This is a genomic window from Sphingomonas sp. Leaf67 (assembly GCF_001421965.1).
Classification (GTDB): Bacteria; Pseudomonadota; Alphaproteobacteria; order Sphingomonadales; family Sphingomonadaceae; genus Sphingomonas.
This window is the reverse complement of the sequence record NZ_LMLP01000018.1, coordinates 1-2,207: the sequence shown is the minus strand read 5'-3', so window position 1 is coordinate 2,207 and position 2,207 is coordinate 1. Positions and strand designations below refer to the sequence as shown.

Below are 2,207 nucleotides of genomic sequence, written 5' to 3'. Positions count from 1 at the left end.
CCCAAAAGGGCGACACAGGTGTCGCGGGGTGGAGCAGCCCGGTAGCTCGTCAGGCTCATAACCTGAAGGTCACAGGTTCAAATCCTGTCCCCGCAACCATCTTAATCTGCAACGCCTCCTCGGTCACCACCGCGGAGGCTTTTTGCTTTTCCGCGCCTGCACATAGCGACAGCATCGACGCCAGCTCACCGCGTAGGTCGATCGTCAGATCCCCGTCCTCGGGCGTCAGCACCACCTTCTCGATAAGCGCGCGCAGCCGCTCGAACGCCTGCGCCTTCAGCGCATCGTCTTCGAACGCCGCAGTGAGTTGTCCAACCTTCTCGCGATACACGCGGCCAAGCTCGGCGTGCAGCAGTCCGGATTCCGTGGACGTGGCCTGCACGGAGTCCTGTTCGGCAAGCAGAACCTGGCGCCGCTCGGTCCAGATCTTCATCTCCTCGACGAACATCGTCGCGTCGACGCCCTTCAGGATGGCCGCCTTGGCTAGGCTGATCTGCCGGTCGAGGTTAGCCAGCTCCACCTCACGCTCGGGGCGGGTGCTGACCGTCTCGGCCGACAGGCGCTGGGTTTCCGCCTCATACTCGGCAAGGAAGGCCGCGACGACATCGTCGCGCAGCATCTCGGTCGACAACCCCGTCAGGACACGCGCGTCGAGTTCGTCCTGGCGGATCGTCATACGATTATCGCACCAGGTCGGCCCCTTCTTGGCGGCGCCCTGGCAGCCGAACCGGCTCTTGCCCGACTTGGCATAGCTGGCGCCGCAACAGCCGCAGGTCATCTTGCCGGTCAGCAGATACCGCGGGCGCTGTTGCGCGAAGAAGGGCAGGGTAGGGGCCGCGGTCTGCGATGTGGGTGATCGCGCCAGCGACGCCTGCCGCGCCTTCACCCGTTCCCATAGCTCCACGGACACGATACGCAGTTCGGGCGCCTCGACGACGCGAGCGCGCTTCTCCTCCGGGGTGATGAACGCGTGGCGCTTTCCCGTGTCCGGGTTCTTGCGATACGTCTGTTTGCCGTAGGGGCGCCTGCCGGCATAGAGTGGGTTGTTGAGGAGGCCGGTGCCTCGCGCGGCGTTACCGGTCAGCGTATTCGGCGTCCAAGCCGCTGGCTTGCCGGGGTGCCGCCCGCTAGTCTTGCCGCTGCGTGGCGATGGTACGCCCTCGGCGTTCAGCCGCCGCGCGATGGCGATGGGCGACAGGCCCGCGGCATAGTTTTCGAAGATGAGCACCACCACCGCCGCCTCGGCGGGCACGATCTGTTGGAGGCCGCGAATGCGTTCGCCATTGCCGTCGTGCTCGATGCGTTTCTCGTAGCCATAGGCTGAGCCGCCTGGGTTCTTGCCCATCGCATGGCGGCGGACCAGCGCATCGCGCGTCTTCTCGCTGGTCGCGCTCAGCTGTTCGGCGTTGATCGTGCCCATCATCCCGATGTGCAACGGCGTCACCTGGCCTTCCTTGCGCGTTGCCAGCACGATGCCGCGGAACCGGAGCCGCTCGAACAGCATCGCGATATCGGCCTGGCTGCGCGACAGCCGGTCCATGGCATCGGCATAGACGATGTCGATACCGCCCGCTGCCACCGCCGCCAGCAACGCCTGCATGCCGGGGCGGTGCAGCGTCGCCGCCGACTCCGCCGCGTCGGTGAAGCACGCCACTTCGTCCCAGCCCTTTCGGGCGATCTCCTGACGGCACATCATCAGCTGCGTCTCGATCGACTGCACATCCTGCTTGTCCGTCGAGAAACGCGCATAGATCGCGCAGCGCATCACTTTTCCTCCATTCATGCTTTCTGCACCCGAGATGAAGGTCGTCTTCACGGTCGTGGTCGCGTGTCGGTCGCGCCCGCCTTACGCTCCGCATGATGCTGTCGCGCGAGATCGTGCGCTACTAGGCGCGCAAGCTCCAGCGCGAGATCGTGCAGCGGGGAGGGCGGCTCGGACGGCATTCTCCCCAACTGGGAGCCGCCCCGTCACTACGACTCCAACCTTCCCACAGAGTTACATATCTGTTGTAGCCGCATTCCCGCTGCAATCTTCTTCGTCGGAAATTGCACCGGCGATGTCGATCCAGAAGACTGCACTCAGGTCTTCGATGAACTTTTTGGAACTGTGACGTGACCCCCAGCTTTCCTCCAGCTGAGATTAGAGCCGGGCGGTTGTTTTGCGCATCAGCGCGGTTGAAGCAATGGGCTGCGTAGCGGAGCCCGTA

Annotated in this window: 1 protein-coding gene, 1 tRNA gene and 1 pseudogene; 2 read left to right on the top strand and 1 reads right to left on the bottom strand. The window is 64.5% G+C overall.

Annotation, left to right across the window (positions count from 1 at the left end):
* Positions 1-22: 22 nt before the first annotated feature.
* Positions 23-99: transfer RNA gene (locus tag ASE90_RS09410), tRNA-Met, on the top strand.
* Between the two features lie 208 nt (positions 100-307).
* On the top strand, positions 308-487 hold the full coding sequence (locus ASE90_RS20610; protein ID WP_235531738.1) for a hypothetical protein: 180 nt from the start codon (positions 308-310) through the stop codon (positions 485-487).
* 156 nt (positions 488-643) lie between these two features.
* Here ASE90_RS20610 and ASE90_RS21015 read toward each other — a convergent pair.
* Positions 644-1,696: pseudogene (locus ASE90_RS21015) on the bottom strand (recombinase family protein); the annotation flags it as partial.
* Positions 1,697-2,207: the final 511 nt, after the last annotated feature.